Below are 26726 nucleotides of genomic sequence, written 5' to 3' on the forward strand. Positions count from 1 at the left end.
TGGCAGGATTCGGTGCATGACGAAGATCCTGGTGGCCGACGACGAACCGGAAGTGCGGGCCGCCGTCGAGGACGGCCTCTCCATCGAGGGGTACGAGGTCCGCGGCGCGCCGGACGGGCTGGCGGCGCTCTCGGCCGTCGCCACCTGGCAGCCGGACGTGCTCGTGCTGGACGTGATGATGCCGGTCATGGACGGCCTCGCGGTCTGCCGGCAGCTGCGGGCCGTCGGCAACCGCACGCCGATCCTGGTGCTCACCGCGCTCGACTCGGTGAGCGACCGGGTGGACGGGCTCGACGCGGGCGCCGACGACTACCTGGTCAAGCCGTTCGCGCTGGACGAGCTGGTGGCCCGGGTGCGGGCACTGCTGCGCCGGGCGGCCCCGCCGGCCGAGGAGGACCCGGCGCTGTCGTACGCGGACCTGGTCGTCGACCCGCTCACCCGCACCGGCCACCGGGCGGGGCGCCCGCTCGAATTCAGCCGCACCGAGTTCGCGCTGCTCGAACTGCTGCTGCTCCACCCGGGCCAGGTGCTCCCCCGTGAGCTGATCCTCGACCTGGTCTGGGGCCGCGACTTCGGTCCTGACTCCAACTCGCTCGCGGTGTACATCGGTTATCTGCGCCGGAAACTGGAGTCGGCGGGCGAGCCCCGCCTGGTCCACACCGTGCACGGGGTCGGTTACCGGCTGTCGGACGGGGCATGAGCGGCGGCCGGCGCCGACGCGCGCTGGGTGCCCGCTGGCGCCGTCACCGCCCGATCCGCACCCGCCTGGCGCTGGCGGCCTCCGCCGCCGTCGCCCTCGTCGCGATCGGTGTCTGCACCGCCGCGTTCTTCGTCATCCGCTACGAGATGTACCACCAGCTCGACCTCAACCTGACCCAGTCGGCGACCATCCTCATCCAGTCCGACCGGCACCGGCCGGTGGGCAACATCGCGGGCGAGTGCCGCTATCTGTCGGCTCCGGCGTGCTCCCAGGTCGTACCGGCCGACCCGGCGGACGACCCGGCCGCGCCGTACCACCTGCCGGTGACGCCACCGGTGCGCGAGGTGGCGTCCGGCGCACGCGCCCCGTACTTCTCCAACTTCCGGATGGAGGGCCATCCGGCGCGGCTCGCGGTGACCCCGATCGGGGGCGGGCGCGCCCTCCAACTCGCCCTGCGGGCCGACTCGGTGGAGCGCGGCATCCGGCAGGCGGCCCTCCTGCTGTCGGCGGTCGGCGGCGCGGGCGTCCTGCTGGCCGCCGCCCTGGGCTACTGGGTCTCCCGCACCGGCCTGGCCCCGGTCGCCCGGCTCACCGCCACCGCCGAGCACATCGCCGCGACCCGCGACCCCCGTCACCGCATCGAGCTGCCGCCGGGGCCGCCGGGCCGCGAGGACGAGGTCACCCGGCTCGCCGCGAGTTTCAACACCATGCTCGGCGAACTGGAGCAGTCCGTCACCGCCCAGCGCCGGCTGGTCGCGGACGCGTCGCACGAGCTGCGCACCCCGCTCACCGCGCTGCGCACCAATGCCGAACTCCTCGCGAAGTCGGACCGGCTCACCCCCGCCCAGCGCGACCGGGCCTCCGGCGCCCTGACCCGTCAGCTCCGCGAGGTCACGGGGCTGGTGAACGACCTGATCGAGCTCGCCCGCGACGAGGAACCCCAGCCCCTGCTGGAGGAGGTACGCGTGGCGGCCCTGGCCGAGCACACGGTGGCCGCCGCTGCCGCGCACTGGCCCGCCACCCCCTTCCCGTTCCACCTCGCCCCGCAAGCGGCGACGGTCGTACTGCCCGGCGTGCCGGCCAGACTGACCCGGCTGCTCACCAACCTGCTGGACAACGCGGCGAAGTTCAGCCCGTCGGGCGCGCCGGTGGAGGTGGAACTGTCGGTGCGCGGCGCCCGGCTGGAGCTGACGGTGCGCGACCACGGCCCCGGCATCTCGGCCGACGACCTCCCGTACGTCTTCGACCGCTTCTACCGTGCCGAGGCGGCGCGCGCGCTCCCCGGCTCCGGGCTCGGCCTGGCGATGGCCCGCCAGATCGCCCGCGCCCACGGCGCGGAGCTCACCGCCGAACAGGCCCCGGGCGGCGGCGCGTTGTTCCGGCTGCGCTTCGGTGGCGGCGGTGGCGGCAGTGGCGGGGCGACGGAGTCGTGAGGCACTCGCGTGCCCCGGCGGACGGTCCTGGCAACGCCGGTGGCAGTATGCCGAGTTCCTCCTGTCAGGGGGACGAGTCCGATCGCGAGGAGTGCGCATGACTTCGGGTACAAACGGCGCGGCGGCGGCCGGGAGCTGGAAACTGGGCGGCGATCTGCCGGTCCACCGCATGGGCCTCGGCACGATGCGACTGCCGCAGACCGGTGAGGCCTTCGCGGCAGGCGCCGTGCCGCGCGACCGCGACCAGGCGATCGGCGTGCTCAGACGTGCGGTCGAGCTCGGCGTGAACCACTTCGACACCGCGGCCTTCTACTTCTCGTCGCTGCGTTCCGCCAACGAGCTCATCAACCGGGCCCTGGCCCCGTACGCCGACGATGTCGTCATCGCCACGAAGGTGTGGCCCGGCCGGGACGCGAACGGCGAGTGGTGGCAGGCCGAGCCGCACCAACTGCGCGGCCAGGTCGAGGAGAACCTCCGCCAGCTGGGCCGCGACCACCTCGACGTGGTGAACCTCCGCGTCCCGCGGCGGGACGGGATCGTCTCGGTGGCCGAGCACTTCGCGGTCCTCGCCGGGCTCCGCGAAGCCGGCCTGATCCGCCACCTCGGCCTGTCCAACGCGACCCCCGCCCACCTCGCCGAGGCCAGGGCCATCGCCCCCGTGGTATGCGTCCAGAATGCGTACGGCCTCGACTCGCCCCGCGAGCAGAGCGACTTCCTCCGCCTCTGCGGGGAGCAGGGCATCGCGTACGTGCCGTTCTACGCCATCGCAGGCGCCGGACGTGAGGCCGGGGCAACGGGCACCGACGACCCGCGGGTGCTGACCGTCGCCCGCACGCACGGCGCGTCTCCCGCGCAGGTCCGCCTGGCCTGGACGCTGCGGCAGGGCCCGCACGTGCTGGCGATCCCGGGCACCGGCGACCCGGCGCACCTGGAGGCGAACGTGGCCGCGGCCGCCCTGCGCCTCACCGACGAGGACCTGTCCCTCCTGGGCGCCCCGACGGCCGGCCAGGACCGGCCCCTCACCTGACCCCGCGGGCCGCAGGGGGAACTACTGGGGCGGGTGCAGCTTGCGGTAGTACGTCCAGCTGGTCTCGTTGGGCTCGCTCCACCTCTGCGGGGCGTGGGCGAACTCCGGGTGGTGGCCTGCGATGTGGTCGCGGGTACGCTCCGGCACTTCGGCGTACGAGCCGAGCTTGCGGCCCCGGCAGTGGTAGGTGAGCCCGCCGGGGCGCTGTCCCCTGCCCATCCACGGCAGCCAGGGCGACATCCGGGTCCACGACATGGTGGCCGGCACACTGGGCGCGGACCCGGCCAGGTCGGCGCGGTCGGCGAAGAACTGGAAGAGTTCGAGGGCCCTGTAGGTGTCGCCCGCCGAGGCGTGCGGGTACTGGGCCACCGGCAGCGGCGAGGGGTAGGCGAGGGGGATCTCCAGACTGAAGCAGACCTGGTCCCCGAGTTCGGTCGTGGGGACCGGGAAGGGGCGCCACCGCTGGTTCGCCGGGTCGTTCCAGATGTGCACCACCGGCAGTTCCTGCCAGGTCTCCAGGATCTCGCGGGTGACGGGGTCCAGGTAGAACGCGGCCTCGCGGGTGAGCAGTTGGAAGGCGTCCTCGCCCGCCTCGGGGTCCTGGACGAGGCGGGCGACGTTGAGGCCCTCGAAGCCGAAGAGACGCTGGTAGGGCTCGTCGGGGGCCCACGAGTACACGTCTCCAGACCACCAGTAGGTGACCTCCTCGCCGTCGAGGGAGGCCCGGGTGCGGGCGAGGTCTCGGAGCAGTTGTGCGGGTGTGGTCGTCATACCGAGCACTCTGCGCGACAGCCGTCCCGGCCGGGCGGAAAACACCGCGACGGGCACGGAAACGGCCGGAAAAGCCGCCCGGATCGTGGCCCCCGATCGGGGGCCACGGTCCGGGTGCGCGCGCCGGGCGGTGAGGATGCGGTCCTGGCCGGCGCCGGGAGGCCAGGCGGGTCTGCGGTCCCGGTCGGCGCCGGGAGGTCAGGCCTGGGTGCCTGCCTGGTCGGCGCCCTCGGCCGGCGCCGCGGTCCGTCCGCCGCCGAACACCTCCTCGACGAGTCGCTGGAGTGCCTGCTGGAACGCGGCCCCCAGGGAGAGTTCGGCGTCGTCCACGTAGTTCAGCGCGGCGGTCAGGGTCCTGCTGCCGTCGGGGGTGCTGAACATCAGCGCCGCGTGACCGCCGTGACCACCGTTGTGGGTGATGACCTTGGAGCCGTCGCCCGCGTCCTGCACGAAGACCCCCAGGCCGTAACCGACCTTGGACTCGGGGGTGAGCATCTCGGCCAGCAGGTGCGGCGGCAGGAGCTCCCCGCCCACCAGCGCGGAGATGAAGGTGTGGAGGTCCTGGGCGGTGGAGATCATGTCGCCGCCGCTGGAGATCCAGGACGGGTCCTGGCGCGTGACGTCCACGGTCCGCTGCTCGCCGTCGGCGTCCTCGTACCGGTAGTAGGCGTGGGCGTGCGGCTCCGGGACGTCCAGCTGGGGGTGTTCGGCGTCCGGCACCCGGGTGCCGGTCAGACCGAGCGGTCCCAGGATCAGCCGCTGCATCTCCTCGGCGAGCGAGTGCCCGGTGACGCTTTCGACGATCATCCTGGCGAGTACGTAGTTGGTGTTGGCGTAGCTCCAGTCCGCGCCCGGCTCGAACCTGGCCGGCTTGGCCAGGGCCGACCGGGCCAGCTCCTCGGGCCGGTAGCTCCTGAAGCGGTCCTCCACCCACTCCCGGCCGGACCACGGGATGCCCGGTGCGAAGGTGCCGTCCGCCAGGAGTTCGCCGGTGTGGTTGAAGACCCCGCTGGTGTGCTGGAGGAGCATCCGCACGGTGATCCGCCGGTCGATGCCGAGCTCGGGGAGGTAGTCGTGCGCGGGGACGTCGAGCCCGATCCGGCCCTCGGCCACCAGTTGCAGCACCACGGTCGCGGTGAAGGTCTTGGTGTTGCTGCCGATCCGGACGTGCCCGCCGGGCGGTGGCATCGCCGCCCCGCCGAGTTCGGCCACCCCAGCGGCGCCGCTCCACACGCCCCGCTCGTCGTGCACCCGCAGCAGCACTCCGGTGAAGCCGGACTCCACCATCTCCTCCGCGAGTTTCCGCAGTTCGGGGCGGTCCTGACCGGCGGCGGCCTGGCTGGTCTCGTTGGTCCTGTTCGACATGATGCTGCTCCTCAGGGGCGGCGGGCGAAAGACGCGGCGGGGAGAGAGACGGTGCGCGGTGGGAGGTCAGAGGCTGCGGGCGGTGATGTCGCCGTACGAGGTGGTGGCGTGGATGTTCAGTGCGGCGCCGGCGCCCTCGGAGTTACGGAGGGAGTTGTGGACGCGGCCGAAGCCGGTACCGGCGTCGAGGGTGGCGGAGACTCCGCGGGCGGCGCCGATCTCGATCTCGCCGGCCTCCGTGCGCAGCACGACCTCGCCGCCGACGGCCTCGGTGATGCGCAGGTCGCCCTTCTGGGTGCTGATCCTGGCGGGGCCGCCCAGCCGGCCGACCGTGACGTCGCCTGCCTGGAGGCTGAGGTGGGCCGCCGCGGTCTCGTCGAGCTTGACCGTGCCGTGCGCACCCTCGAAGGTGACGTCGCCGAGCCGCCCGACGCCCCGCAGTTCGGCGCTGGCGGCCTTCGCCTCGACGTGCGAACCGGCGGGCAGCTGCACGGTGATCTCGACGGAGCCGGAGTTGCCCAGCATGCGGCTCTGCGCGGCCGGGACGGCGATCCGCAGGACACCGTCGGCGTGGTCGACCACGACCCGCTCGGCCGCCTTGACGTCGCGGCTCTTGCCTGCGTCGGCGGGCAGGATCTCGACGGTGGTGTCGGCGCGGTCGGCGGCGATGAACCGGATCTGCCCCGCGGGGATGTCCAGGACGGTGGTGACGGGGGCGGCGGTGGCGAACTTCTGCATGGTGTGCTCCTTGGCTCGTTGTTTCCGATGCCTGAAAGCTACGTTGCATTCACAACCTGGGCAACACCTAATTACCCGTCAAACCCCTTAATTGCAGCTCAGCACAGCAAAATCGTTGCAACGCCCTGCGACCTAATGCAACAGCCCTCCCACCCCCCGTTGCAATGGAATGCCGGTGAACGCTATGTTGGGTCACCACGGACCACGAAGGAGACCGCGATGCCGGGAGGCAGACTCACCCAGCAGGAACGTCAGCAGATCGCGCTGGGGCTGGCCGACGGTCTTCCCTATGCGGAGATCGCCAGACGCCTCGACCGTCCGACCTCGACCGTCACGCGGGAGGTCATGCGTAACACCGGCGCCTCCGGCTACCGCGCCGACCAGGCGCACCGCGCCACCGAACACCGCGCCAGGCGCCACAAGCAGGCCGAACCCCGGGAGCCGGCGGTCAAGTCGCCCGCACAGCCGCACGGCAGGGACGCCGAGGCGGTACGCGAGTACGAGGAGGTGTTCACGGAGGTCCAGGTCGCTTCCGGCATGCCTCGGATGATGGCCCGGGTGATGGCCTGCATCACCCTCACGGACTCGGGCAGCCTCACCGCGGCCGAACTCGTCGAGCGGCTCCAGGTCAGCCCGGCCTCCGTCTCCAAGGCGGTGGCGTTCCTCGACAGCCAGGGAATGGTGCGGCGCGAGCGCGACGAAGGGCGCCGTGAGCGCTACGTGGTCGACGACGACATCTGGTACCAGTCGATGGTCGCCAGCGCCCGCGCCACCGCCCAGATCGTCGAGACCGCGCGCCGGGGCGTCGGCGTCCTGGTCCCCGGCACCCCCGCCGCCACCCGCCTGGAGAACATCGCGCGCTTCCTGGACTACGTCTCCGAAGCCACCGCCCGCGCCGCGGAGCAGGCCCGCGACGTCCTGCGCACCAGGCCCGACCCGACCCCTGGCGAGCCCGCCTGACGGTACGGGACGCGCCCCGGGCAGCGGTACGGGATGGGCTCCGGCTCCGGCTCCGGCTCCGGCTACACGGGAGGCCGGGGTCCCCCCTTGCTGCTTCCGGAGGTCACCTCTTCCAGGCGCAGCTGCCCAGCGTCGCGCGCCCGTTCTTCAGGAGCTTCGCCGCCTCCCGGGCGGGCGGCAGTTCGGTGTCACCTTTGTGGCAGACCACCGTGCGGCTGCCGTAGCCCGCCAGGTCGGCGAGTATCTGGTCCCAGTGGCGGTACTGCACGTCGTGCCCGGTGTCGTCGTAGGTGCGGACGACCGGCTTGCCCGGCAGCGCGCCCTGCCAGGTCTTGAGAGTGGCCGGAGGGACCGTGGTGTCCTTGTTGCCGCCGTAGAGGAAGACAGGGGCCTTCAGCCGCGAGAGGTCGGGGCCCGGCCGCAGGCAGTACAGCTTCTGCTCGTGGACCTGCGGGGCCGGGTCCGCCTGCTGGCCGCGCTGGTTGTAGGTGCGGGCCCCTTCCTCGAAGGCGGTGTCCGCGAAACCGGGGATCGACTTGACCGGGCTGTCGTCGGCGAACGCCCACCACTTCCTCGGGTCGGTGATCGACTCCTTGAGGGACTTGGCGAGTTCGGCGTCCGGGAGCGCGCAGTAGGCGGGCCTGGCGCCGTAGGGGGCCGCGGCGGCGGCCAGGTGGAGCTGGTCGATGCGGCCGGGGGCCAGGGACGCCAGCTCGGCGGCGTACGGGCCGCCGCCGGAGATCGCGATGACGCGGACCTTCCTGACGCCCAGCCGGTCGAGGACTTCCAGGGCGTCCTTGGCGAAGTCCGCCTTGCCCAGGCCCTTGTCGAACTCCGTGTCGCCGAAGCCGTTGCGCTCCACGGAGATCAGCCGCAGGTTCAGGTTCTCCCTGGTGGTACGGAAGAAGTCCGTCATGTGCGCGGCGCGGGCGCTCGTTCCCGTACCGCCGATGTACAGGACCGGGGTGCCGTCGCGCGGGCCGTCGTCGATGTAGTGCGCGGTGCGGCCCGTGGAGAGCTTCGCCGCCTTCACCTCGGGGCCGAGGGAGTCGAAGGAGTCCTGGATCTTCGGCAGACCCTGGCCCTTCCCCTGCTCGTCCCCCTCGCCCTTCTCCTTCGCGTGGGCGAGGGGCTGCTGCGCGCCGGCGGGGGACGCGTCCGTCAGGGCGAGCGTGCCGATGACGGCGGCCAGGGTGGCGGTCGCGGCAACGGCGCTGCGCAGGGCGGTACTTCTGAAGGCGGTGCTCACGGTGTTTCGGTCCTCCGGCAGGAAGGCGGGCAGGGGCGGGCGGATCTTGCTGTCGCGCCGCCCCTACCCGGGCAACCGCCGTTGACACCTGTCACTGCCCGTTGCCACCGCCGGGTGCACGGTGGTACTCGGCCTGCTGCCACGACCGGATGCCCTACGGGCCTCCGCTCACTGGCACTGCCTGGCGCCCCGCGGCGGTCCGCTCACTGCCACGGTTGCGCGCTCTGCCTGGCGTTGGCGGTCATACGGCGCAGTACCTTGAGCGCGGCGACGTACTCCTCGTCGCTCACACCCTCGTGCACCTGGGCGCGCAGGCCGCTCACCAGCTGCTTGACCTCCGCCTTGCCCGCCAGTCCCGCCTCGGTGAGGTTCAGCTGCCCGCCGGCCGGGTCCGTGGCCAGCCAGCCCCTGTGCAGGAGCTGATCGACGACCCGGGAGATGTCGTACGGATTGTCGGCGAACTCGGCGAGGGCGGCCACCACCTCGGCGCGGGTCTGCGGGCCCGCGTCCACCCGGTTGAGGACCCACCACTGGGGCTGGGTGATGTCGAGACGTGCCATCGAGTCCCGGAGCAGGTTCTTGACTGCGTTGCTCGCCACCCCGGTCCAGTAGGCGACGGGCTGGGAGGCGAGGTCCGCGTCGGCGGCGTGCGGGTCGGCGCTGTGCTGTGCGGTGGGGGCGGCAGGGGTCCTGGGCTCGCTCGTCGTGGTCATGTGCGGGACGCTACGACCTCAACCCAGGTCGAGGTCAACGGCCGCCCGCACACCGAGAACCGCCGGCCCCGCACATCGAGGACCGCCGGCCCCCGCACATCGAGGACCAACAACACCCGCCCACCGAGGACCACCGGCAAAGCGCGCGCCGAGGACCACCGACAGTCGCACGCCGAGGACCACCGGCACCCGCGCGCCAAGGACCACCGACCGTCGCACGCCCAGGACCACCGGCACCCGCGCCCCGACCGCCGCTAGAACCCCGGGGGTTCCGTGTAGACGCCCCACTCGTCGCGCAGCACTCCGCAGATCTCGCCGAGCGTCGCCTCCGCCCGTACCGCGGCCAGCATCGGCTCGATCATGTTGGAGCCGTCGCGCGCCGCCGCCAGCATCGCGTCCAGCGAGGAGCGCACCTTGGCGTCGTCACGCCGCGACCTGCGCTCGGCCAGCACCCGTACCTGCTCGGTCTCCACCTCGTGGCTGACCCGCAGGATCTCCAGGTCGCCGGTGACCGAACCGTGCGCGGTGTTGACCCCGACGACCAGCTTGTCGCCCTTCTCCAGCGCCCGCTGGTACTGGAACGCCGACTCGGCGATCTCGCCGGTGAACCAGCCGTCCTCGATGCCGCGCAGGATGCCGGAGGTGATCGGCCCGATCGGGTGCCGCCCGTCCGGGTGGGCGCGCAGTCCGCGCTCCTTGATCTGTTCGAAGATCTTCTCGGCGTCGGCCTCGATGCGGTCGGTGAGCTGCTCCACGTACCAGGACCCGCCGAGCGGGTCGGCCACGTTGGCGACGCCGGTCTCCTCCATCAGGACCTGCTGGGTGCGCAGCGCGATCTCGGCGGCCTGCTCGCTGGGCAGGGCGAGGGTCTCGTCGAGTGCGTTGGTGTGCAGCGAGTTGGTGCCGCCGAGGACGGCCGACAGTGCTTCCACGGCCGTCCGTACGACGTTGTTGTACGGCTGCTGCGCGGTCAGGGACACCCCGGCCGTCTGGGTGTGGAAGCGGAGCCACTGCGCCTTGTCGGTCTTCGCCCCGTACACCTCCTTCATCCAGCGGGCCCAGATCCTGCGGGCGGCGCGGAACTTGGCGATCTCCTCGAAGAAGTCCAGGTGCGCGTCGAAGAAGAAGGAGAGCCCGGAGGCGAAGTGGTCGACCTCAAGGCCGCGGCTCAGCCCCAGCTCCACGTACCCGAATCCGTCGGCGAGGGTGTACGCCAGCTCCTGCGCGGCCGTCGCCCCCGCCTCGCGGATGTGGTAGCCGGACACCGAGAGCGGCTTGTAGGCGGGGATGCCGGCGGCGCAGTGCTCCATGAGGTCGCCGATCAGGCGCAGGTGCGGCTCCGGCTGGAAGAGCCACTCCTTCTGGGCGATGTACTCCTTGAAGATGTCGGTCTGGAGGGTGCCGTTGAGGGTGGCGGTGTCGACGCCCTGGCGCTCGGCGGCGACCAGGTACATGCAGAAGGCGGGGACCGCGGGCCCACTGATGGTCATCGAGGTGGTGACGTCGCCGAGCGGGATGTCCCGGAAGAGGACCTCCATGTCGGCGGCCGAGTCGATGGCGACCCCGCAGTGCCCGACCTCGCCGAGCGAGCGGGGGTCGTCGGAGTCGCGGCCCATCAGGGTCGGCATGTCGAAGGCGACGCTCAGCCCGCCACCGCCGGCCGCCAGGATCATCTTGTAGCGCTCGTTGGTCTGCTCGGCGTTGCCGAAGCCCGCGAACTGGCGGATGGTCCAGGTCCGGCCGCGGTACCCGGTGGCGTGCAGTCCACGGGTGAAGGGGTACTCCCCCGGCCAGCCGATGCGCTCGAAGCCCTCGTAGGTGTCACCGGGGCGCGGCCCGTAGACCGGTTCGACCTCGTCGCCCGAGAGCGTGCTGAAGTCGGCGTCCCGCTTGCGGGCCTTGTCGTACCGGGCCTGCCAGCGGCGGCGGCCCTCCTCGATCGCGGCAGCGTTGTCCGTGGCGTCCATCCCTCCAATTTACTAGGACGTCCTAGTAAATGTCGATGGAGAACCGCCGTACGGTTTTCCTTCCGTACGGCGGCGGGTGCTGCCTGCGTCAGGCCTGCGCCTTGGAGGTCACCGGGCCCTGGTCCCTGACCAGCGGCTTCACCTCGCGGGTGATCTTCGGCTCGACGAAGAAACTGGCCACCGGGATGCAGCCGGCCGCCAGCACCCAGAGCAGCTTGCCGAAGGGCCACTTCGCCTTGGTGCCGAGGTCGAAGGCGAACACCACGTAGATGATGAAGAGCACACCGTGGATCTGGGAGATCAGCATGGTGTCGCCGGTGTCGAAGCCGTACTTCAGGACGATGGCGACGGTGAACACCAGGAGCCACACGGCGGTGACGTAGGCCATCACCCGATAACGGGTCAGCACGCTCTGTTTCATGCCATCGAGCGTAACCGGGCGGACCGGGCGATCTTCGGGCGGGCCGGGGGTCGCGGGCGGTGGCCTGCCGCGCCGCGACGCGCCCTCTCAGGCCTCGTCGAAGTCCTTGGCCGCCACCCGCAGCGGGCGCAGCATCGCGAAGATCTCCGCGCACTCCTCCGCGTCGTAGGCACCCAGCCCGAACTCCATCGCCATCAGGTCGCGGGTCGCCGCCTCCACGACGTCGCGCCCCTTGCCGGTGATGGACGCGAGGGTGCCGCGTCCGTCGTTGGGGTTGGGGCGCTTGTCGACGAGCCCCGACCTGACCAGCCGGTCCACGGTGTTGGTGACCGAGGTCGGGTGGACCATCAGACGCTCGCCGATCTTCGACATCGGCAGCTCGCCCTCCTTGGAGAAGGTGAGCAGAACCAGCGCCTCGTACCGGGCGAAGGTCAGTCCGTACGGCTTGACGACCGCGTCGACCTCGCCGAGCAGGATCTGCTGGGCACGCATGATCGAGGTGATCGCGGTCATCGAGGGCACGGGACCCCAGCGCTGCTGCCAGAGTTCGTCGGCGCGGGAGATGGGATCGAAGGGGAGGCTGAGCGGCTTCGGCACGGAGCCGACCCTACCGGTCAGTCATATCGTGGTCAGCTCTGTCTCGCGGATCGGTCCGGACGGGACCGGCTTCTTGCACCGGCCGGGCTTTGCGCACCGGTTTCGCTTCCTGCGCCGGCTCTCCCCCTTGCGCGGGGCACGCGTCCGGGGGCACGCCCGGGTACGCGTCCGGGGGCACATCCGGCTAGGCGTCCGGGGGCAAATCCGGGCACGCGTACGGGACCACGTCCCGGGGCACGCCCGGGGGCACGTCCAGGGGTGGGCCTCGCCGCTTCGTCCGTCTCGGCGCACCTCGCCGCGCTGCGCGACGCGGGACTGCTGGTCCCCCGGCGGTACGGACACCAGGTGCTGTACGAGCGGTCACCGCTCGGGATCGCCCTGGCGGCCGGAGGGTGAGCGGGCCGCAGCACGGGGGGTGGCCCCGGGACGGGCGTGACCCTCCCCACCCCGGGACGGGCCGTAACCCTCTCCGGGACGGGTCGTAACCCCGCACTAACTGTGCGTTATGTCACGATTGGGCGTTCCGTTCCGTCCGTCTGCACCGCCGTCCCGAGGGGGCTGGATGTCCGGCCGAAGGATTGTCCGTACGCGTGCGCTGAGCTTTCCGCATCTCAGCCGTGCGCACTTCACCAGCCGTGCGCGCCTCACCCGTGTGTCCGCGACCCGTACGTCCGCCACCCGTGCGTCCGCGCCCGTCACCCGTACCTCGCTCGTGCTCGCGGTCGTGGTCGCCCTGGCCGGGGTCGCCGGGTGTGCGTCGGCCGACTCCGCCGTCCCCGCAGCGCCCGCCGCCTCCGCCGACGCGCCGTCCACGCGGGCGCAGGAGCCGCCCGCCGACACCTCCCCCTTCTGGGTGGACCCGCGGTCCAGCGCCGCACGCCAGGTGCAGGAGTGGACGGCGCAGGGGCGTACCGAGGACGCGGACCAGCTCAAGAAGATCTCCGAGCGGCCGGTGGCCAACTGGCCCGCGGGCGACGACCCGGTGCCGGACGTCCGGCGGGCCACGGCCGGGGCGTCCGGCGCCGGGCGCACCGCCGTGCTCGTCGCGTACAACATCCCGCACCGCGACTGCGGCCAGCACAGTGCGGGCGGCGCGGCCGACAGCGACGCCTACCGGAACTGGCTCGACTCCTTCGCGAGCACCATCGGCAACGCCCGCACGACGGTGATCCTTGAGCCGGACGCCGTCCCGCACATCGTCGACGGCTGCACCCCCGCCGAGGTCCACGACGAGCGCAGCCGGCTGCTCTCGCAGTCCATCGACCGGCTGAAGCAGCAGCCGGGGACCAAGGTCTACCTGGACGCGGGGAACCCGGCCTGGATCACCGACCCGGGGAAGCTGGTCGATCCGCTGAAGCGGGCCGGGGTCGAGAAGGCCGACGGGTTCTCGCTGAACGTGTCGAACTTCCAGCGCGACGAGGTCGTGAAGTCGTACGGGGCGCAGTTGTCCGGACTGCTCGGCGGCGCCCATTTCGTCGTCGACTCCAGCCGCAACGGCAAGGGTCCGCTGTCGGGTTCGCGCACCGACGCCTGGTGCAACCCGACCGGCCGGGCACTGGGCAAGCCGCCCACCGACCGGACCGGGAACGCGCTGCTCGACGCGTACCTGTGGATCAAGCGCCCCGGCGACTCGGACGGCCAGTGCCGGGGCGGCCCCGCGGCGGGGACCTGGTGGCCGGACTACGCGCTGGGCCTGGCCCGCGCGAGCGGGTGAGCCGGCGCGCCGCTCGGCCTACTTGACCTGGATCCAGTGCGCCACCGACGGCACGCCGTCCTTGTCGGTGGCGAACAGCATGTACCAGCCCGCCGGGACCAGGGTGCGGTCGTCCGGCACCGTCACCGTGATCTTGCCCTTGTCCTTCTTCAGACCGAGCTCGATCGAGCGCTGTTCGACGTCGGTGGTGTGGGTGACGGCGCTGGGACGCATGAGGCGCGCCTTGACGATCCGGTCGGCGTCCTTGGTGCGGTACGTCGCCGATTCGTCGGCGGCGAAGGCCTGCGGGCCGCCTTCCAGGGCCGGGCGGCTCCTGCCCTTCTCCAGGTAAGGCGGGGTGTAGATCTCCACGCGCTGCTCGAAGGTGCCGAGCTTGGTGTTGTCCTCGTCGCCGTAGAGCGGGTCGGAGCCGAAGGTGGCCACCCGGCCGTCGGGCAGCAGCAGCGCCTCGGAGTGGTAGTTGCGGCCGACGGTGGGCTCGGCGGCGTCGCGGAAGGCGTTGGCCCGGGGGTCGTAGAACTGCGCCTTCAGGATGTCGCTCGCACTCCGGCCGCGGTAGTCCTTCGAGCCGCCGCTGGTGAAGACGGTGTCGTCGGGCATCAGGACGCTGGAGAGGTACCGGGTGCCCTGGGCGAGCTGCGGTCCCGTCCGGAACGCCGGGTTGCCGGCCTTCAGGTCGGCGATCGCGGTGCGGGTCGTGGCCTTGTCGGACTCGCCGACGCCGCCGCCGCCGAGCACCATCACCTTCTGGTCCTGCGCGGGCGGCAGCAGGACGGAGGCCGAGGTCTCCAGCTGGTCCTGGTCGGTCATCCCGCCGACCTTCGTGAACTTGTTGGTGTCCACGTCCCACAGGCCGGGCTCGCGGCCCTTCAGGGCGGGGCCGTAGCCCGCGTTGGAGCCGCTGTAGAAGAGCTTGCCGCCCTTGGTGAGGAAGAGCGCGGGGTACGTGGGGAAGTAGTGGAAGGGCCCCTTGCCCCACTTCTTGGTCCTGGGGTCGTAGATCTCGTTGTCCCCGGGAACCACGTCACCGACGTCGTTGAGCCCGGAGGCGGCGAGGACCCTGCCGTCCTCCAGGGTGGTCAGCGTCGGGTACCAGCGGGCGTCCTTCATGGGCGACACCGGGACGTACTTCTCGGCCTTGGGGTCGAACTCGTAGGCCGCCTTGATGCCCTGGAAGTCCTGCTTCTCGGTGCTGATCCGCTGCGCGAGGCCGTAGACGTTGTCCGCGTCCTTTTGCGGCAGGCCGACGATCTCGTACTGCGCGGCCTGGGTGGTGAGCGCGCCCGCCCCCTCCTTGACCGCCTCGACGAACACGCGTGCCTCGGCCGCAGTCACCTTGGTCTGCCAGGGCTTCATCTGCCCCGAGGCGAAGTAACCGATCTTGAAGTCGCGCTTGGCCTTGGGGACCGTCACGTCGAACTTGGACACGTACTCCACGCCCGAGGGGGAACGGAAGCGGGTGCCCTTCTTCAGGCTGATGGGTTTGTCGGGCGACTCGTTCTTGACGCGCATGCCGCCGCCGGCCCGGGTCACCTTGTCGCCGAGCACCTCGTAGCGGGCGGTGCCGCCGGCCACCAGGAGCTGTCCGTCCGGGAGCTGGGCGTGCCCGGCGCAGAAGAAGTCCTCGGGGGTGGGGATCTTCTTGAAGGTGTTCTTCGCCGGGTCCCACAGGACGGTGTCGAAGGTCCCCGAGTCGAACTTCTTCTGGTCGTTGCCCGAGCCCGCGATCAGGAGCACCTTGCCGGTGTGCAGGAGGGCCGCGTGGATCGCGTTGAGCCGGTACTCGCCGGGGATGTCCAGCGTCTCCCAGGAGCCGTACTCCGCCTTGTAGTCGGGCTGCGCGATCTTGTAGGCGTGGTACCTCTCCTGCGCGAAGTCCAGGGCCGCGGGGGCGTTGAGACCGACCAGCAGGATGACGGCGCCGCCGCCCAGCAGGCTGTTCCTGAGCTTCTTCGGCGCGCGGACCTGGCTCTCGCGCGGCTCCTTCGACGCGTCGGACGCCTTGTCGGCCGGCTCGCCTGACGGGCGGTCGGTCATGTCACTTCCCTCCGGTGGTGGCGTTGGCGGTGGCCGGGGTGGCGGTGGCGGTGGCGGGTTTCTTCGGGGCGATGGCGGGCTTCTTCGGAGCGGTGGCGGGCTTCTTCGGGACGGTGGTGGGCTTCTTGGCCGGGGCCGCCGCCTCGGGTCCCGCCTCGACGTGCACCCCTTCGCGCCGCGGGTTCGTGCCGCGCTCGGCGTACCCGCTCCAGAGCCAGACGCCGACCGGCGCGAGCGAGATGACCAGCGCCAGTACGGCCCAGGTGCGCATGGCCGCGTGGGTGTGGCCGTACTGCACCGACGCGGCCAGGGAGACCACGACGACCGCCGCCCAGAGGAGATGGATGCGGAAGGTCAGCAGCCGGTCGGGGCTGGCCTCGCCCCCCTTGGGCGTGACCACGAACCGGCCGCGCCTGCCGACCAGGGCGGCGCCCAGCGACTTCAGGTAGATCGGTGCGCAGATCGCGGACATCGCCATGCCGGCCAGGCCGCCGGAGCCCTCGGGCTCGTGCGGGGAGACGTTGTGGTGTCGGTTCCAGAGGTAGAGGCAGATCTGGAGCGCGACGGCGTCGCTGTAGAGCATCAGCCAGACGGACGTCGAGACCTGGGTGCCGGACGCCCCGAACCACAGGAACAGCACGCAGCTGAGGATGCCGAGCAGCCAGTTGACCGCCGTCATGGGGTAGTACACGAGCATCAGGCCGTAGTTGAGCAGCCGGCCGGGCGGCACCCGGAAGGGCGCCTTCCAGAACTGCTTGAACACCGTCTCGTACGTGCCCCTGGACCAGCGCATCTGCTGGGTGAAGAAGTCCGTCCAGGACGCCGGGCCCTCGCCGACCGCGAGCACGTCGGGGGTGTAGACCGAGCGCCAGAAGTGGTTTGTGCGCGGGTTCCTGCGGCGGTGCAGCTCGAAGCCGGTCGCCATGTCCTCGGTGATCGAGTCGTAGAGCCCGCCGATCTGGGTCAGCGCGGTGACCCGTACGACGTTGTTGGTGCCGACGAACATCGGCGCGCGGTAGCGGTTGCCCGCGCGCTGGATGAGCGCGTGGAAGAGGTACTGCTGCGACTCCGCGGCCTTGGTGACGGCGGCCGTGTAGTTGCCGTACACCTGCGGGCCCACGACGAAGGCGACGTCCGGGTCACGGAAGTAGCCGAGCATCCGCTCCAGGTAGTTGGGCAGCGGGATGTGGTCGGTGTCGACGGAGGCGAAGTAGTCGTAGGACTTGCCGTGCATGGCCAGCCAGGCGTTGTAGTTGCCGTGCTTGGTCCTCGCCCGGTGCGCGCCCTTCTCCCGGTTCCAGTCCGGGACGCCCTTGCGGGTGAAGTGACGTACGCCGAGCTCCGCGCAGAGCGCCTTCGCCGCGGGGTCGTCGCCCTCGTCGAGCAGCCACACGTCGAGCGGCCCCTCGTGGCGGACCTTGCCGGCGCCCTCCAGGGTGGCGCGCACCATCGCGAGGGGTTCCTTGCCAGGGACGTACGTCGTGAGGAAAGCGACCCGGGTGCCCTTCTCGGCGGTGACCGGGACCGGGTCGCGGGCGACCATCGTGGCGTGTGCGATCGACACCACGTTCAGCAGCATGAAGAACATGATGAAAGCGATCGCGCCGAGCATCGTGTGGTCGGCGCGGACCAGCCAGGGGTCCGCGTTCTCCCGCTCGGTCCAGTGCGAGGGCCAGACCAGGTACGCCAGCAGCGCCGCCGACAGCAGCGGGGCGAGCGTCATCAGCAGGACGGCGCGTATTCGGTGCGGCTCCTTGGAGAGCAGGCTGGTGTACCCGACCGTGTAGGGGCCGTCCCCCGGGTCCGTGAGCGGCCCGGCCAGGCGGCTGTACTTCTCGTAGTCGTAGCCCTCCGGCAACACGCTGCCTCCAAGGTGGTTCCGTGAGGCCCATACCTCACGAATCCCACAAAAGGTCAGATCGACGCGCGCTGCGACTCGGGTCGTCCGATGGAGGGACGGCCGACGCTACGGCAGCTGCGTCCGCCGGACCTTGCGCAGCCGGAGCCTGACGGCCCGTTGGGCGACGGGGCCGAGCTCCTCCAGCACGCCGACCAGCCCGGCGAGCTGCTCCAGCGCGTCGAGCGCGCTCATCGCGCCCGCCTCGTCCACGCCCTCGTACAACTCCAGACCGATGAAGGCGGCGGCGACCGCGCGGGCGAGTCCGGCCGGGTCGGTGAACTCGGCGACCGGGCTGCCCTCCAGCACCCGGGCGAGCACCTTCTCGATCTCCTCCACCCACAGGTCGAGGCCGGCGGCGGTCGCCGGGGCGAGCCGGGGCTGGGTCTGCGCGCCGGCGAGCAGCTGGCCCAGGAAGGCGACGTGCCCGCCGCGCTTCTCCTCGTCGTGCATGACCCGGCCGAACTCCAGGAGCTCGGTGAGGGAGCTGACAGCGGCCAGCCGGGGCCTGTGGTGGGCGACGCGCTGTTCGGCGCCGTGCCGGCAGGCGGCGGCCAGCAGTTCGTCGACGGAACCGAAGTGGTAGAACACCAGGGCCTGATTGACCCCGGCCGCGGCTGCGACAGTGCGCGCCGACGTCTTGGCGATGCCCTGCTCGGTCAGCGTTCGCAACGCCCCCACCAGCAGTTTCTCCCGGGTGTCCGCCGCACTCACGCGCGGGCCTCCTCGCGGATCGGGCGCAGCCCCGGCCGTGTGCCGTGCGCTGTCGCGGCCATGAAGGCGGCCCGGAAGGACCCCTCGTACCCGAAGAGCGGTCCGAACCACCTGTTGACCACCCTGACACGGATCCGGAAGCGCCCTGTCCGGTCGTCGTACGTCTCGCGCACCTCGGCGTCGGCGCCGACGAGGTGCGGGACGCGGACGTCCACCGGGCCCTCGCGGAAGCGGTGCTCGCCGGAGCGGATGACGAGGCCGCCGTGCGCGTCGGCGGAGAAGTGGAGGTCGCTGGCGAGGTGCTGGTGGGTGCCGAGGTAGTCCAGCACGCAGTCGCGCTCGGGGCTGTGGATCATCGTGGCGTCGAACCGGTACGGGCCGCCGGGCAGGTGGAAGGTCCGCACGAAGGTGACGGTCTCCCGGCCGAAGGAGTCCAGGTACGGGACGTTCTCGATGACGAACGGGACGTTCCGGCCGGTCCGCGGAACGAGGATGTTGCGGGTGGCGCCGAGCTTCAGGAACGGCCGGACGAAGCCGGGGCCGTGCCAGATCCGGTCCATGACGCCCCGCCCGACGCACGCCTCCCCGCTGTCCAGACCGACCGAGAAGCGGCGTTGCAGCATGGGGTGGAGGCGGTCGAAGGTCTCGTCGCCCATCGCGGTGCGGAAGATCGAGTCGTGCCGCAGGGGGACTGTCGTGCTGGTCATGCCTGCTCCAGGGTGGCGAGGACGGCGGGTGTACGGACCGAGGCGGGCGGGGTGCGCAGAGTGCGGCGGGCGGCGGGGGTGCCGGGCAGCGGCGGCAGCAGCACCGCCGCCGCCAGGAGGACCGCCGCGAGTACGGGGGCGGCCCCGGCGAGCTCCGGCACGCGCCCCGTGGCCGCTGGCCCGGCGGCCGCGAGTACGACCGAGAGGACCGCGACGGCGACGCGCAGCGCCAGCTCGGCCAGCGCCGCGGCCAGGGAGCGGGCCGGGCTCCTCCCGTGCTCCAGCCACAGCCGCAGCCGGTCGAAGGACCACGCGGTGGCCCAGCCCATCAGCGGCCGGAACACGAGGCGGTCGGCCATCTTCCCGAACCGGCCCCAGCGCGGCCGGTAGTCGTAGCCGGTGAGGAAGCGGATCCCGTCCGGCGTCGGGACGTAGCGCCAGTAGCCGCTGCCCTCCGCGAGCAGCGAGAGCGGGTGCGGCGAGGCGAACCGCAGGGCGCAGGTGCGGGTCCCGTCGGGGCGGTGGCGCTCCCCCGCGAAGACGCCCGTACCGGCGACGTTGAGGAAGGGCGCCAGCCGGGTCGCGTACCGGAAGCGCTGCGGTTCCGCCTCCGAGAGGCGCGGCAGGTGGTCTATGTCGGTGAAGCGAAGGTCCCAGCGCCGGTGCTGGGACGGCTCCTGGGTGCGCTCCCAGAGGGTCTCCAGGTCGGCGCGGATCAGCGCTTCCACGTACAGCTGCGTCATGTGCGTACCCCCACCACGATGTTTTGAGCGACCGCTCAAAACGGAAGGTACGCCTTTTTGAGCGACTGCTCAACCCTGAATTGAGCAACTGCTCAAACACGGGTCGCGAAAAAACCCCTGGCCCACGGGACCAGGGGTTTGTACGCGAGCGGGAGACCGCGGGTGGCTCAGCCGGCGAGGTGGCGCTCCACCGTCTCGACCTTGGCGGTCAGGCCGTCGGTGACCGACGGGCGGATGTCCGCCTTCAGTACGACGGACACCCGCGGCGCCCGCGCCTCGACGGCCGCGACGGCACGCTTGACGACGTCCATCACCTCGTCCCACTCACCTTCGATCGAGGTGAACATGGCGTCCGTGCGGTTCGGCAGTCCCGATTCGCGCACCACGCGCACCGCGTCGGCGACGTACTCGCCGACGTCCTCGCCGACTCCCAGCGGCGTGACGGAGAAGGCGACGATCATGCGGCTGCCGCCTCCTTGCGGGCGCGGGCGGCCATCACGGCACGCTCGCCCTCGGACTTGAGCCTGCGCTCGGCGAAGAAGCCGCCGGTGGGCAGGACCGACATCACGAGGTAGAAGGCGGCAGTCCTCAGCGGCCACCTGGTCCTGTTCCAGGCGTCGGCCCAGAAGAGGACGTACAGCACGAAGAGCAGGCCGTGGACCGCGCCCATGACCGGGACCGCGTTGAAGTCCGTGGTGCGCTTGAGCACCGAGCAGACGAGCAGCAGCAGGAAGGAGACCGCCTCGGGGGCGGAGACCAGGCGGAGGCGGCGGAGTGCGGAGGCGGTCTTGAGATCCACGGAAGGGCAACCTTCGTCGTCGGAACGGGGTGGGCCGCGAGACGGGACCCGCGGCGATCTTGTGAACGTGTGCACAAGCGCGGCTCCATTGTGGCATCCGGCTTTGCCACGCCTTGGCTCAGGGTCGTGTCAGGGTTGTCCGGGGGGGGTGCCCCGGAGAGCGAATCAGGGCCGGTATCCGCCCGAAGACCCTGGTAGCGCACGCATCGGGCGGATATCTTCGATCCCGTGGCTCAGTTCCGACTCCAAGGCAGCAAGGTGCTCGCCGTCGACATGACCGGGGACGCCGTCAAGGCGAAGAACGGCTCCATGGTCGCGTACGACGGCCGGATCGCCTTCAAGAAGATGACCGGCGGCGGCGAGGGGATGCGCGGCATGGTGACCCGCCGCCTCACCGGCGAACAGATGACGGTGATGGAGGCCAAGGGGCACGGCACGTGCTACTTCGCCGACCGCGCCAGCGAAATCAACCTGGTGAACCTGACCGGCGAGAAGCTCTACGTCGAGTCCAGCAACCTGCTCTGCACGGACGCGTCCCTGCGCACCGGCACCACCTTCACCGGGTTGCGCGGCGGCGCCACGGGGGGCGGCCTGTTCACCACGACCGTGGAGGGCAGTGGCCAGGCGGCGATCACCTCGGACGGCCAGGCGGTCGTCCTGCGGGTGTCGGCGCGGTACCCGCTGCAGGTGGACCCGGGCGCCTACATCGCGCACACCGGCAGCCTCCGCCAGTCCTTCCAGTCCGGCGTCAACTTCCGGACCCTCATCGGCGAGGGCTCCGGCGAGGCCTTCCAGATCCGCTTCGAGGGCGAGGGCCTGGTGTACGTCCAGCCCAGCGAGCGCAACACGGTGGGGGGCGACGTCTGATGCCGTTCGTCGAGATCAACTCCCGGATGGTCGAGGCCCGGGTGGTGCCCGGCGCGCGGATGTACAGCCAGCGCGGCGCGATGCTCGCCTACCGCGGCGACGTCTCCTTCACCCCGAACATCCAGGGCGGCCAGGGCGGCGTCATGTCGATGATCGGCCGCCGGGTCGCGAACGAGGCGACCCCGCTGATGACGGTGGAGGGCAGCGGCACCGTGATGTTCGGCCACGGCGGCCACCACATCCAGGTGATCAACCTCGCCGGGGACACGCTGTACGTGGAGGCGGACCGGCTGCTCGCCTTCGACGGGACGCTCCAGCAGGGCACGATGTTCATGGGCTCGCAGGGCGGGGTGATGGGCATGGTCCGCGGCCAGGTGTCGGGGCAGGGGCTGTTCACCACGACCCTGAAGGGCCACGGCGCGGTCGCCGTCATGGCGCACGGCGGCGTCGTCGAGCTGCCGATCACCCCGCAGCGGCCGGTGCACGTCGACCCGCAGGCGTACGTGGCGCACCACGGGGACGTCACCAACAAGCTGTCGACCGCGCTCGGCTGGCGCGACATGGTGGGACGCGGCTCCGGCGAGGCGTTCCAGCTGGAGCTGTCCGGCAACGGCGCGGTGTACGTACAGGCCTCGGAGGAAAAGCTGTGACCGCTCCCGTCGTCCTCGACCCGCAGACCCTCCCCTGCGACGACAACGTCAATCCGTACACCTTCTGCGTGGAGCTCAAGGGGAGCCAGTGGTTCCTGCAGAAGGGCAAGATGATCGCCTACTACGGGCAGATCGACTTCAACGGCATCGGCCACGGCCGCTTCGACCGGTTGCTGCGCACGAGCTTCCACTCGCCGCTGCACGCCAGTGACTGGGTGGTCGCCGAGGGCAGCGGCAAGATGCTGCTCGCCGACCGCGCCTTCGACGTGAACTCCTTCGACCTGGCGGACGGCAACCTGACGATCCGCTCGGGCAACCTGCTCGCCTACCAGCCCACCCTGGCGCTGAAGCAGTCGATCGTGCCGGGTTTCCTGACCCTGATCGGCACGGGCAAGTTCGTCGCGGCCTCCAACGGCCCGGTGGTCTTCATGGAGCCGCCGCTGCGCGTCGACCCGCAGGCCCTGGTCGGCTGGGCGGACTGCCCGTCCCCCTGCCACCACTACGACCACGGGTACCTCTCGGGCCTGGTGGGCGGCCTGCGCGCGATGACCGGGATCGGCGGGGCCTCCGGCGAGGAGCACCAGTTCGAGTTCGTCGGGGCGGGTACGGTATTGCTCCAGTCGACCGAGGTACTGAGGGCCGAGGCGGCCATGGGCGCGGTGGGCGGCGCGGCCGGGGAGAACGCAGGCGTGCCCGGCGGCGGGGGCCCGGCCAGCGGTCAGCACGGCGGACAGCAGGGCGCACCGCGGCTGCCGGGTCAACTGGGCGATCTCCAGCGCCGGTTCGGACTGTGAGCGGTAGTCTGCGGAGTGTGACCGTCTCTTTCGGGTGACACCTCGGTGCCCGGGAGTGCCCGGCATCACACTCGCAGGCTTTGTCCAGTATTCAACTTCTTAGGTAGAATCCGATCATGCCCCCCATGGACAGCGCCCCCTCCGCCGACGACACCGCCGCCACGCCCTGGCTGAGCGATGCCGAACAGTGCGCCTGGCGCACCTGGCTGGACGCCAGCAAGCTGCTGATGCACCAGCTGGAGAAGGATCTCCAGCCGTTCGGCCTGACCAACAACGACTACGAGATCCTGGTCAACCTCTCCGAGTCCGCCGACAAGCGGCTGCGGATGAGCGACCTGGCGACCGCCACCCTCCAGTCCAAGAGCCGGCTCTCGCACCAGATCACCCGCATGGAGAACGCGGGCCTGGTCCGCCGCGAGAACTGCGAGTCGGACCGGCGCGGACTGTACGCGGTACTCACCGAGCAGGGCGGCGAGGTGATGCAGAAGGTCGCCCCGCACCACGTGGCGTCCGTACGCCGCCACTTCATCGACACGATGGAGCCCGAGGAACTGCTCAGGCTGCGCGCCTCGCTGACCCCGATGACGGAGCAACTGCGCGGCAGGCGCGGCAAGGCGTGACGCGGCGCGGGTGACCGGGTCGCCGGGCGGGGGCGGCCGACGGGGAGCGCGCGGATGACCGGGTCACCGCCGGACGGGGGCGACCGGTGGAGAGCGCGCGGATGGCCGGGTCTCCGCCGGAACGGGGGGGGCGACCGGTGGAGAGCGCGCGGTTGGCCGCTACCGCAGGACCGGCAGTGCGAGCGTGAACAGCGCGCCTCCGCCCGGGGCCTGACCCGCCGTCAGTGTGCCGCCGTGTCTGCGCGCGACATCCCTGGCGATGGCCAGTCCGAGTCCCGCGCCGCCGTCGTCCCGGCTGCGCGCGTCGTCGAGCCGGACGAACCGCTCGAAGATCCGGTCCCGTTCGGCCGCCGGCACCCCGGCCCCGTCGTCCGCGACCTCCAGCACCGCGCGCCCGTCCCCCCGGGCCCGCAGCGTCACGGTGCCGCAACCCTCCGCGTGCCGCTGCGCGTTGTCGAGGAGATTGCCCAGCACCCGGGCCAACTGACCCCGCGAGCCCGCCACTTCGATCCCGTCCGCCACGTTCGCGGTCACCCGGCACCGGTCGCTCCCACCGCGCTGCGCCACTTCCGCCCGTACCAGCGCGGACAGGTCCAGCCGGGCGGCCCCCGGCTTCTCGCCCGCGTCCAGCCGAGCGAGCAGCAGCAGGTCGGCGGCCAGGTCCTGGAGCCGCACGGTGTCCTCCACCGCCCCCGCCAGGTCGAGCAGTTCCGGGTGCGCGGCGGCCACTTCGAGCTGGGTGCGCAGCGAGGCGATCGGGCTGCGCAGCTCGTGCGAGGCGTCCGCGACGAACCGGCGCTGGCGCTCCACCGAGCTCTCCAGGGCGGCCAGGGTCTCGTTGGTGGTGACCGCGAGCCGGTCCACCTCGTCACCGGTGCCCGGCACCGGCACCCGCCGGGACAGGTCCTCGGACGCCGTGACGGTGGCCATCTCGCGCCGGATCCCCTCGACGGGCCGCAGCGCCCGCCGGGTGACCAGCCAGGTCACCCCGGCCACGACCACCAGCAGCACCGGCAGCCCCACCAGCATCGCGGAGCGCACGGTCTCGACGGCGCCCTGCTCGGTGGCGAGCGGCGCGCCCGCGTAGACGGTCACGGTCTCGCCGGCCCCGGTGGTGGCCTCGACGGCCGCGAACCGGTAGTCGGCGCTGTCGCCGTCGACGGTCGCGGTGCCGGAACTGTGCGCGGGCTCGTCGCGGGAGACCTCCCCACGGCCCGGGTCGTCGCCGTCGTCGTCACCGTCCGCCTCCGCCGGGCTCCGGCCGGACGCGACCGGCCGTACCCGGGCGCTGCCGGTCCCCGAGATCGCCTCCAGCTTCCTGCTGGCGGCCACCACCTCGCCCTTCTCCGTGACGACCTGGACCGGGCTCTCCTCCGCGTCCGGCAGTTCCAGCTTCTCGTACGGAACCCCCAGGGCGACCTGCGAGGCCACCTCCTGGGCGGCCACCTCGGACTGGAGGTCGGTCTGGCCCGTGAGGTTGTCGTGCAATACGAGCAGCACGGCGAGCCCGGCGGCGATCAGCGCGACGGCGACGACGGCGGTGGCCCCGAGGGCGGCCCTTGCCCGTACCGAGCGCATCAGGCGTCGCCCCCCACCGGCACCAGCCGGTAGCCGGCGCCGCGCACGGTCTGGATGCGCTCGGCGCCCAGCTTGCGGCGCAGCGTGGAGATGTACACCTCGACGATGTTGGGGTCGCCCTCGTAGGCGAAGTCCCAGACGTGTTCCAGCATCTCCGCCTTGCTGACGACGGCGCCCGGCCGTAGCGCCAGCTGTTCGAGCACCGCGAACTCCTTGGCGGTGAGGGTGACTTCGTCCTCGCCCCGGTGCACGCGCCGGGCGGCGGTGTCCAGGGTGAGCGCGCCGACGCGCAGCAGCGGGGACTGTCCTGCGCCGCCCCTGCGCCGCAGCAGGGCCCGGACGCGGGCGAGCAGGACGACGTACGAGAAGGGCTTGGTGAGGTAGTCGTCTGCGCCGGTGTCGAGCCCTTCCGCCTCGTCGTACTCGCCGTCCTTGGCGGTCAGCATCAGGATCGGCACGTCGTTCCCGGCGGCGCGCAGGGTGGCGCACACCCGGTAGCCGTTCATGCCCGGCAGCATGATGTCGAGGACGAGCAGGTCGTACGCGGTCTCGCTCGCGCGGTGCAGCCCCTCCAGACCGTCATGGACCACGTCCACGGCGAAACCTTCGGCGGTGAGCCCCTTGGCCAGGGACACCGCGAGGCGCTTCTCGTCCTCCACGATCAACAGGCGCATGGGGACAAGGGTCGCAGGGCCTACCTGAAACGGGCTTCAGGCGCCTTCAGGGAGCGTTCAGCCTCCCGGGTCCAGATTGATGTCCGTACCAAGGAACTCGGTCGACGCAGGCCGGGGAAGACCGATCGCGGATCCGGGAGGACCCCATGAAGCGCAAGTTCGTCATCGCCACCGCCGTCGCCGTCGTACTCGTCGGCGGAGGTACGGCCACCGCGTTGAGCGCGCCGTCCGACGACGCTGCGGCGGCCTCCGCCTCCGCCTCCGGTCGCGACGAGGGCAAGCAGGCCCCCGCGGGCAGGGCCGACGCTGCCAAGGCCGTCGGCACGGCCGCGTCCGCCGTGCCCGGCACTGTGACCGGCGCGGACCTGGAGGACGACGGGCGGGAGTGGGACGTCGACGTGTTCGGCAAGGACGGCAAGTGGTACGACGTCACGCTCGACCCGGCCGGCGCCAAGGTCCTGGCCAAGCGCCTGGACGCGGACGACGACGACCGCGGGCGGCACGCCCCGCAGGGCGCGCCCGTCACCGTCCGGCAGGCGATGGACGCGGCGCTCAAGGCGGCGCCGGGCACCGTGACCGAGGCCGACCTGGAGAAGGGCCACTGGGAGATCGAGGTCCACGACGGCGACGGCCGGGGCAAGGACGTGAACGTGGACGCCAAGACCGGCAAGGCCACGCCGGTCAAGGCTCAGGACGACGACCGCGCGGACGCCGACGGGACGGACCACGACGGCGCGGACGACAACGGGACGGACGACAACGGCGCGGACGACGACAGCGGCGCCGCGTCGCACGACTCCGCCTCGCACGACTCCGCCTCGGACGACTCCGGCACGGACGGCTGACCGCCCGGGACGTCCCGTACCGCGGCACGGCGGCAGCCAAGGGCAGGCGGCCCCGCGGCCCGGCGGCGGCCCAGGAGGCAGGCGTCGGCACGGCCCCCGTACCCACCCCGTACGCACCGGCGGTGCTCGGCGGTACGGCCACGGAG

27 protein-coding genes and 1 pseudogene are annotated in these 26726 nt (G+C 71.7%); 11 read left to right on the forward strand and 17 right to left on the reverse strand.

The annotated features are described in order from the left end of the window. Nucleotides 1–16 precede the first annotated feature (16 nt). The 3 genes from ACIQM4_RS05085 (at nucleotide 17) to ACIQM4_RS05095 (ending at nucleotide 3160) form a co-directional block, all read left to right on the forward strand. A complete protein-coding gene (locus ACIQM4_RS05085; RefSeq protein WP_401586253.1) occupies nucleotides 17–700 on the forward strand; it encodes a response regulator transcription factor in 684 nt (227 codons plus the stop codon). Continuing rightward, the gene (locus ACIQM4_RS05090; RefSeq protein ID WP_401586256.1) at nucleotides 697–2133 is read left to right on the forward strand and encodes an ATP-binding protein; all 1437 of its coding nucleotides are present in this window, start codon (nucleotides 697–699) and stop codon (nucleotides 2131–2133) included. Before ACIQM4_RS05085 ends, ACIQM4_RS05090 begins: the two co-directional genes overlap by 4 nt. A 97-nt stretch (nucleotides 2134–2230) precedes the next feature. After that, nucleotides 2231–3160 (forward strand): aldo/keto reductase, encoded by a 930-nt coding sequence (locus tag ACIQM4_RS05095; RefSeq protein WP_401586258.1) that lies wholly within the window; start codon nucleotides 2231–2233, stop codon nucleotides 3158–3160. A gap of 21 nt (nucleotides 3161–3181) precedes the next feature. Here the strand turns inward: ACIQM4_RS05095 and ACIQM4_RS05100 are convergent, their stop codons facing one another. From ACIQM4_RS05100 to ACIQM4_RS05110, 3 genes are all read right to left on the reverse strand, one after another. Continuing rightward, nucleotides 3182–3931 carry a DUF1838 family protein gene (locus tag ACIQM4_RS05100; RefSeq protein ID WP_401586260.1) on the reverse strand — a complete coding sequence of 250 codons (750 nt, stop codon included), beginning with the start codon at nucleotides 3929–3931 and terminating at the stop codon, nucleotides 3182–3184. Between the two features lie 198 nt (nucleotides 3932–4129). Continuing rightward, nucleotides 4130–5296 (reverse strand): serine hydrolase domain-containing protein, encoded by a 1167-nt coding sequence (locus tag ACIQM4_RS05105; protein ID WP_401586263.1) that lies wholly within the window; start codon nucleotides 5294–5296, stop codon nucleotides 4130–4132. A gap of 66 nt (nucleotides 5297–5362) precedes the next feature. Then, a complete protein-coding gene (locus ACIQM4_RS05110; RefSeq protein ID WP_401586266.1) occupies nucleotides 5363–6034 on the reverse strand; it encodes a DUF4097 family beta strand repeat-containing protein in 672 nt (223 codons plus the stop codon). Between the two features lie 219 nt (nucleotides 6035–6253). On the opposite strand from ACIQM4_RS05110, the gene ACIQM4_RS05115 reads away from it, so the two are divergent. Beyond that, entirely contained in the window at nucleotides 6254–6994 is a 741-nt protein-coding gene (locus ACIQM4_RS05115) for a helix-turn-helix domain-containing protein (protein WP_401586269.1), read from the forward strand. Between the two features lie 103 nt (nucleotides 6995–7097). Here ACIQM4_RS05115 and ACIQM4_RS05120 read toward each other — a convergent pair whose 3' ends face one another. From ACIQM4_RS05120 to ACIQM4_RS05140, 5 genes are all read right to left on the reverse strand, one after another. Then, nucleotides 7098–8243 carry an alpha/beta fold hydrolase gene (locus tag ACIQM4_RS05120; RefSeq protein WP_401586271.1) on the reverse strand — a complete coding sequence of 382 codons (1146 nt, stop codon included), beginning with the start codon at nucleotides 8241–8243 and terminating at the stop codon, nucleotides 7098–7100. Between the two features lie 203 nt (nucleotides 8244–8446). Next, on the reverse strand, nucleotides 8447–8956 hold the full coding sequence (locus ACIQM4_RS05125) for a MarR family winged helix-turn-helix transcriptional regulator (protein WP_401586274.1): 510 nt from the start codon (nucleotides 8954–8956) through the stop codon (nucleotides 8447–8449). A gap of 254 nt (nucleotides 8957–9210) precedes the next feature. Beyond that, nucleotides 9211–10923 (reverse strand): methylmalonyl-CoA mutase, encoded by a 1713-nt coding sequence (locus tag ACIQM4_RS05130; RefSeq protein ID WP_401586276.1) that lies wholly within the window; start codon nucleotides 10921–10923, stop codon nucleotides 9211–9213. 88 nt (nucleotides 10924–11011) lie between these two features. After that, the gene (locus tag ACIQM4_RS05135; protein ID WP_401586277.1) at nucleotides 11012–11344 is read right to left on the reverse strand and encodes a DUF3817 domain-containing protein; all 333 of its coding nucleotides are present in this window, start codon (nucleotides 11342–11344) and stop codon (nucleotides 11012–11014) included. Nucleotides 11345–11431: 87 nt separating this feature from the next. Continuing rightward, nucleotides 11432–11941, reverse strand: coding sequence for a MarR family winged helix-turn-helix transcriptional regulator (locus ACIQM4_RS05140; protein WP_401586279.1), 510 nt, complete (start codon nucleotides 11939–11941; stop codon nucleotides 11432–11434). A 258-nt stretch (nucleotides 11942–12199) separates the two neighbouring features. Here ACIQM4_RS05140 and ACIQM4_RS05145 point away from each other — a divergent pair. Together ACIQM4_RS05145 and ACIQM4_RS05150 are read left to right on the forward strand one after the other, a co-directional pair. After that, nucleotides 12200–12337 (forward strand): annotated as a pseudogene (locus tag ACIQM4_RS05145) (transcriptional regulator); the annotation flags it as partial. 166 nt (nucleotides 12338–12503) lie between these two features. Beyond that, nucleotides 12504–13655, forward strand: a complete 1152-nt coding sequence (locus tag ACIQM4_RS05150; protein WP_401586281.1) for a glycoside hydrolase family 6 protein — start codon at nucleotides 12504–12506, stop codon at nucleotides 13653–13655. An 18-nt stretch (nucleotides 13656–13673) separates the two neighbouring features. Here the strand turns inward: ACIQM4_RS05150 and ACIQM4_RS05155 are convergent, their stop codons facing one another. From ACIQM4_RS05155 to ACIQM4_RS05185, 7 genes are all read right to left on the reverse strand, one after another. After that, nucleotides 13674–15692 carry a galactose oxidase-like domain-containing protein gene (locus ACIQM4_RS05155; protein ID WP_401586284.1) on the reverse strand — a complete coding sequence of 673 codons (2019 nt, stop codon included), beginning with the start codon at nucleotides 15690–15692 and terminating at the stop codon, nucleotides 13674–13676. A gap of 1 nt (nucleotide 15693) precedes the next feature. Then, nucleotides 15694–17553 carry a glycosyltransferase family 2 protein gene (locus ACIQM4_RS05160; protein WP_401586287.1) on the reverse strand — a complete coding sequence of 620 codons (1860 nt, stop codon included), beginning with the start codon at nucleotides 17551–17553 and terminating at the stop codon, nucleotides 15694–15696. Between the two features lie 105 nt (nucleotides 17554–17658). Continuing rightward, nucleotides 17659–18303 (reverse strand): TetR/AcrR family transcriptional regulator, encoded by a 645-nt coding sequence (locus ACIQM4_RS05165; RefSeq protein ID WP_401586289.1) that lies wholly within the window; start codon nucleotides 18301–18303, stop codon nucleotides 17659–17661. After that, nucleotides 18300–19010 carry a DUF4166 domain-containing protein gene (locus tag ACIQM4_RS05170; RefSeq protein WP_401586292.1) on the reverse strand — a complete coding sequence of 237 codons (711 nt, stop codon included), beginning with the start codon at nucleotides 19008–19010 and terminating at the stop codon, nucleotides 18300–18302. The genes ACIQM4_RS05165 and ACIQM4_RS05170 overlap by 4 nt, the downstream gene beginning before the upstream one ends. Then, entirely contained in the window at nucleotides 19007–19753 is a 747-nt protein-coding gene (locus ACIQM4_RS05175; protein WP_401586295.1) for a hypothetical protein, read from the reverse strand. The genes ACIQM4_RS05170 and ACIQM4_RS05175 overlap by 4 nt, the downstream gene beginning before the upstream one ends. Before the next feature lie 167 nt (nucleotides 19754–19920). Further along, nucleotides 19921–20214, reverse strand: a complete 294-nt coding sequence (locus ACIQM4_RS05180; RefSeq protein WP_401586297.1) for an MTH1187 family thiamine-binding protein — start codon at nucleotides 20212–20214, stop codon at nucleotides 19921–19923. Beyond that, nucleotides 20211–20552 carry a DUF3817 domain-containing protein gene (locus tag ACIQM4_RS05185; protein ID WP_401586299.1) on the reverse strand — a complete coding sequence of 114 codons (342 nt, stop codon included), beginning with the start codon at nucleotides 20550–20552 and terminating at the stop codon, nucleotides 20211–20213. Before ACIQM4_RS05185 ends, ACIQM4_RS05180 begins: the two co-directional genes overlap by 4 nt. A 228-nt stretch (nucleotides 20553–20780) precedes the next feature. Here ACIQM4_RS05185 and ACIQM4_RS05190 point away from each other — a divergent pair, with 228 nt between their 5' ends. The 4 genes from ACIQM4_RS05190 to ACIQM4_RS05205 all read left to right on the forward strand — a co-directional run bounded on the left by ACIQM4_RS05190 (nucleotide 20781) and on the right by ACIQM4_RS05205 (nucleotide 23483). After that, entirely contained in the window at nucleotides 20781–21419 is a 639-nt protein-coding gene (locus tag ACIQM4_RS05190; RefSeq protein WP_401586302.1) for an AIM24 family protein, read from the forward strand. Next, the gene (locus ACIQM4_RS05195; RefSeq protein WP_401586305.1) at nucleotides 21419–22069 is read left to right on the forward strand and encodes an AIM24 family protein; all 651 of its coding nucleotides are present in this window, start codon (nucleotides 21419–21421) and stop codon (nucleotides 22067–22069) included. The genes ACIQM4_RS05190 and ACIQM4_RS05195 overlap by 1 nt, the downstream gene beginning before the upstream one ends. Beyond that, nucleotides 22066–22863, forward strand: coding sequence for an AIM24 family protein (locus tag ACIQM4_RS05200; RefSeq protein WP_401586307.1), 798 nt, complete (start codon nucleotides 22066–22068; stop codon nucleotides 22861–22863). Before ACIQM4_RS05195 ends, ACIQM4_RS05200 begins: the two co-directional genes overlap by 4 nt. A gap of 125 nt (nucleotides 22864–22988) precedes the next feature. Further along, nucleotides 22989–23483, forward strand: coding sequence for a MarR family winged helix-turn-helix transcriptional regulator (locus tag ACIQM4_RS05205; RefSeq protein WP_401588086.1), 495 nt, complete (start codon nucleotides 22989–22991; stop codon nucleotides 23481–23483). A gap of 159 nt (nucleotides 23484–23642) precedes the next feature. On the opposite strand, the gene ACIQM4_RS05210 is transcribed toward ACIQM4_RS05205, so the two are convergent. Both ACIQM4_RS05210 and ACIQM4_RS05215 read right to left on the reverse strand, forming a co-directional pair. Beyond that, nucleotides 23643–25061 (reverse strand): sensor histidine kinase, encoded by a 1419-nt coding sequence (locus ACIQM4_RS05210; RefSeq protein ID WP_401586310.1) that lies wholly within the window; start codon nucleotides 25059–25061, stop codon nucleotides 23643–23645. Next, nucleotides 25061–25735 (reverse strand): response regulator transcription factor, encoded by a 675-nt coding sequence (locus ACIQM4_RS05215; protein WP_401586313.1) that lies wholly within the window; start codon nucleotides 25733–25735, stop codon nucleotides 25061–25063. The genes ACIQM4_RS05210 and ACIQM4_RS05215 overlap by 1 nt, the downstream gene beginning before the upstream one ends. Nucleotides 25736–25881: 146 nt before the next feature. Between ACIQM4_RS05215 and ACIQM4_RS05220 the strand changes: the two genes are divergently transcribed. Beyond that, entirely contained in the window at nucleotides 25882–26580 is a 699-nt protein-coding gene (locus tag ACIQM4_RS05220) for a PepSY domain-containing protein (protein WP_401586315.1), read from the forward strand. Nucleotides 26581–26726 lie beyond the last annotated feature (146 nt).

The sequence above is a fragment of the Streptomyces sp. NPDC091272 genome, from assembly GCF_044757485.1.
Lineage (GTDB): Bacteria > Actinomycetota > Actinomycetes > Streptomycetales > Streptomycetaceae > Streptomyces.

Coding starts and splice junctions, on each gene's coding strand:
- ACIQM4_RS05085 (WP_401586253.1), top strand. CDS start 17: ATGACGAAGATCCTGGTGGCCGACGACGAACCGGAAGTGCGGGCCGCC.
- ACIQM4_RS05090 (WP_401586256.1), top strand. CDS start 697: ATGAGCGGCGGCCGGCGCCGACGCGCGCTGGGTGCCCGCTGGCGCCGT.
- ACIQM4_RS05095 (WP_401586258.1), top strand. CDS start 2,231: ATGACTTCGGGTACAAACGGCGCGGCGGCGGCCGGGAGCTGGAAACTG.
- ACIQM4_RS05100 (WP_401586260.1), bottom strand. CDS start 3,931: ATGACGACCACACCCGCACAACTGCTCCGAGACCTCGCCCGCACCCGG.
- ACIQM4_RS05105 (WP_401586263.1), bottom strand. CDS start 5,296: ATGTCGAACAGGACCAACGAGACCAGCCAGGCCGCCGCCGGTCAGGAC.
- ACIQM4_RS05110 (WP_401586266.1), bottom strand. CDS start 6,034: ATGCAGAAGTTCGCCACCGCCGCCCCCGTCACCACCGTCCTGGACATC.
- ACIQM4_RS05115 (WP_401586269.1), top strand. CDS start 6,254: ATGCCGGGAGGCAGACTCACCCAGCAGGAACGTCAGCAGATCGCGCTG.
- ACIQM4_RS05125 (WP_401586274.1), bottom strand. CDS start 8,956: ATGACCACGACGAGCGAGCCCAGGACCCCTGCCGCCCCCACCGCACAG.
- ACIQM4_RS05130 (WP_401586276.1), bottom strand. CDS start 10,923: ATGGACGCCACGGACAACGCTGCCGCGATCGAGGAGGGCCGCCGCCGC.
- ACIQM4_RS05135 (WP_401586277.1), bottom strand. CDS start 11,344: ATGAAACAGAGCGTGCTGACCCGTTATCGGGTGATGGCCTACGTCACC.
- ACIQM4_RS05150 (WP_401586281.1), top strand. CDS start 12,504: ATGTCCGGCCGAAGGATTGTCCGTACGCGTGCGCTGAGCTTTCCGCAT.
- ACIQM4_RS05155 (WP_401586284.1), bottom strand. CDS start 15,692: ATGACCGACCGCCCGTCAGGCGAGCCGGCCGACAAGGCGTCCGACGCG.
- ACIQM4_RS05170 (WP_401586292.1), bottom strand. CDS start 19,010: ATGACCAGCACGACAGTCCCCCTGCGGCACGACTCGATCTTCCGCACC.
- ACIQM4_RS05175 (WP_401586295.1), bottom strand. CDS start 19,753: ATGACGCAGCTGTACGTGGAAGCGCTGATCCGCGCCGACCTGGAGACC.
- ACIQM4_RS05180 (WP_401586297.1), bottom strand. CDS start 20,214: ATGATCGTCGCCTTCTCCGTCACGCCGCTGGGAGTCGGCGAGGACGTC.
- ACIQM4_RS05195 (WP_401586305.1), top strand. CDS start 21,419: ATGCCGTTCGTCGAGATCAACTCCCGGATGGTCGAGGCCCGGGTGGTG.
- ACIQM4_RS05205 (WP_401588086.1), top strand. CDS start 22,989: ATGGACAGCGCCCCCTCCGCCGACGACACCGCCGCCACGCCCTGGCTG.
- ACIQM4_RS05210 (WP_401586310.1), bottom strand. CDS start 25,061: ATGCGCTCGGTACGGGCAAGGGCCGCCCTCGGGGCCACCGCCGTCGTC.
- ACIQM4_RS05215 (WP_401586313.1), bottom strand. CDS start 25,735: ATGCGCCTGTTGATCGTGGAGGACGAGAAGCGCCTCGCGGTGTCCCTG.
- ACIQM4_RS05220 (WP_401586315.1), top strand. CDS start 25,882: ATGAAGCGCAAGTTCGTCATCGCCACCGCCGTCGCCGTCGTACTCGTC.